At 64.1% G+C, this 2,623-nt stretch carries 3 protein-coding genes and 1 pseudogene; all 4 read left to right on the top strand.

All coding sequences use genetic code 11. From position 1 onward, the window contains the following. Positions 1 to 70: 70 nt before the first annotated feature. The gene (ruvB, locus tag B3H86_RS00950; RefSeq protein ID WP_292050689.1) at positions 71 to 1,099 is read left to right on the top strand and encodes a Holliday junction branch migration DNA helicase RuvB; all 1,029 of its coding nucleotides are present in this window, start codon (positions 71 to 73) and stop codon (positions 1,097 to 1,099) included. A gap of 37 nt (positions 1,100 to 1,136) precedes the next feature. Further along, entirely contained in the window at positions 1,137 to 1,592 is a 456-nt protein-coding gene (gene ybgC, locus B3H86_RS00945) for a tol-pal system-associated acyl-CoA thioesterase (RefSeq protein ID WP_292050688.1), read from the top strand. Positions 1,593 to 1,749: 157 nt separating this feature from the next. Beyond that, positions 1,750 to 2,505, top strand: a complete 756-nt coding sequence (tolQ, locus tag B3H86_RS00940) for a protein TolQ (protein WP_292050687.1) — start codon at positions 1,750 to 1,752, stop codon at positions 2,503 to 2,505. 3 nt (positions 2,506 to 2,508) lie between these two features. Continuing rightward, a pseudogene (locus B3H86_RS13920) lies at positions 2,509 to 2,623 on the top strand (protein TolR); the annotation flags it as partial.

Below are 2,623 nucleotides of genomic sequence, written 5' to 3'. Positions count from 1 at the left end.
CGCTGGAAGCCAAGGGCGAGGAGGCTGGCCTGTCCGCCATCATCCGCGCCGCGCTTCAGGAACTGGGTAAATGAGCGAGCGTATCCTGAGCGGCGAGGCGATGGCGGGCGAGGCGTTCGACCGCGCCCTTCGTCCGCAAACCCTGTCGGAGTTCGTCGGCCAGCCCAAGGCCAAGGACAACCTGTCGATCTTCATCGAGGCCGCGAAAAAGCGCCAAGAGGCGATGGACCACGTCCTGCTGTTTGGCCCTCCAGGGCTGGGCAAGACGACGCTGGCACAGATTGTGGCGCGTGAGTTGGGCGTGGGTTTCCGCGCCACCTCCGGTCCCATTCTGGGCAAGCCGGGTGACCTTGCGGCCATCCTGACCAATCTCGAACCGCGCGATGTGCTGTTCATCGACGAAATCCACCGCATGTCCCCGCAGGTCGAGGAAGTCCTCTATCCGGCGATGGAAGACCACGTGCTGGACCTGATCATCGGCGAGGGACCCTCCGCCCGTTCGGTGCGCATCGATCTGGCTCCGTTTACGCTGGTGGGGGCCACGACCCGTGCGGGCCTGCTGGCCACGCCCTTGCGCGACCGTTTCGGCATTCCGCTGCGGCTGGAATTCTATAGCCCCGAAGAACTGACTATGGTGGTGCGCGGCACTGCCCGCAAAATGGGCGCGGAAATCGACGCCGAGGGCGCGTTCGAGATCGCTTCGCGCTCGCGCGGGACGCCGCGTATCGCGGGCCGTCTGCTGCGCCGCGTGCGCGACTTCGCCGATGCTGCGGGCGCTCCGCTCATCAACCGTCTGGTGGCCGCGCAGTCGCTGGCCCGTCTGGAAGTTGATGAAGCGGGTCTGGACAGCAATGACCGCCGCTTCCTGAAAGCCTTGATTGAAAACTATGGCGGCGGTCCCGTCGGCATGGACACCCTCGCCGCCGCCATCGCCGAAGCGCGAGACGCCGTTGAGGACGTGATCGAGCCCTACCTGCTGCAACAAGGCTTCATCATGCGCACCCCGCGTGGGCGTATGGCGTGTGCGCGGGCGTATGAGCATCTGGGGCTGTCGGCCCCGCCGCCTCCGCCGACCTCGCCGGACTTGTTTGGGAAGTAATCTTGCTCTTCGCGCTTTTTAGCGCGAAGTCAGAGGCATGACCGATCTCCCCACCGCTGGCCGATTTGAGGCTAAGGATCACCTGTTGCCTGTGCGTGTCTATTACGAGGACACCGATTTTACGGGCGTGGTCTATCACGCGAACTATGTCCGCTATTTCGAGCGCGGGCGCTCGGACTTTCTGCGGGCGGCGGGGATCGGGCACACCGACCTGCTGGAAAGCGATGATCCGCTGGCCTTTGTCGTCAGCGAGCTGAACATCAAATACGTCCGTCCGGCCAAGATCGACGACGCCCTGATCGTGCGCACCCGCTACGAGGTGGTGAAGGGTGTCCGCATGCTGATCAAACAGACCATCGAGCGCGACGGCGAGGTTCTGGCCAAGGCCGATGTGGTCGCCGCCTGCATCCACATGGACGGTCGCCCTCGTCGCCCAAGCAAGCTTTTGATGCAGAAGGTCGAGCCCTGGCTGTCCGGTCCTTCCGAGAGCTGATTTCACCCCAAAAAAGGGCGGATAACGCTTATGTCAGACGATCCTGGGGTGACGGATTCCCCAAGGATCGGTAGATGCGCCTTGGATGCCTTGAATTCGCCATGTGTTGGCGTTCTCAAGGACATAGACTTTTGTGCAAGCGACCAAGGAACACTGAATGGCACCCCCTGTCGACGCATCGCTGTTGAACCCCGTCGAACTGTTCATGTCCGCTGACTGGGTCGTGAAGGCGGTGATGATCGGTCTGGCTGTGGCTTCGGTCTGGTCGTGGACGGTGATCATTCAAAAAGCGGTCAGCTTCAGCCGCATGTTCAGCAGCGCCAATGCGTTTGAACAACTGCTGGAAAGCGGCCGTTCACTGGAAGAAGCCGCATCGGCGGCGGGCCCCAATCCGTCAGAGCCGCTGCCGCGCATGCTGCAGGTTACCTTGCAGGACTGGCGCGAAGCCCGCCAGCGCGGTCCGCTGACGGATGCGCAGGGGCAGGCGCTTCTGGGCCGTATCGACCGCGCTATGGATTCCATCATCGCCCGCGAAAGCCAGAAGATCGAAAACGGTCTGGGCGTCCTGTCGGTGGTTGCCACCGCCTCGCCCTTCATCGGCCTGTTCGGCACCGTCTGGGGCATCATGAACGCCTTCGACCGCATCGCCGCCGCCGGTAACACCAATCTGACCACCGTGGCGCCGGCCATTGCCGAGGCTCTGTTTGCCACGGCCATCGGTCTGGCCGCCGCCATTCCGGCCTATATGGCCTTCAACGCCTTCTCGGTGACGGCGGGCAAGTTCACGGGCCGTCTGGAATCGTTCGCCGATGATCTGGCTGCGGCTCTGGCGCGCCGTCTGGCCAATCCGGCCACGCCCGCACCGCCGCCACCGCCGCCGTCCGATACCCTGAACCTGCGCCGGGGCGCCTGACGCATGGGTATGGCTGCAGGAGGATCGGGTGGAGGTGGCGGTCGTGGCCGTCGCCGCGCCCGCAAACGCCCGCTGAGCGAGATCAACGTCACGCCGCTGGTGGACGTGATGCTGGTGC

Origin of the sequence: Brevundimonas sp. UBA5866, from assembly GCF_002432125.1 — a bacterium.
In the GTDB taxonomy this organism is placed as follows: Bacteria; Pseudomonadota; Alphaproteobacteria; order Caulobacterales; family Caulobacteraceae; genus Brevundimonas.
Note: the sequence above shows the minus strand (reverse complement) of the source record. Positions and strands in the feature narration are given on the sequence as shown.

Excerpts from the sequence above, each read along its gene's own strand:
- tolQ (WP_292050687.1), top strand. The coding sequence starts at position 1,750 with ATGGCACCCCCTGTCGACGCATCGCTGTTGAACCCCGTCGAACTGTTC.
- ybgC (WP_292050688.1), top strand. The coding sequence starts at position 1,137 with ATGACCGATCTCCCCACCGCTGGCCGATTTGAGGCTAAGGATCACCTG.
- ruvB (WP_292050689.1), top strand. The coding sequence starts at position 71 with ATGAGCGAGCGTATCCTGAGCGGCGAGGCGATGGCGGGCGAGGCGTTC.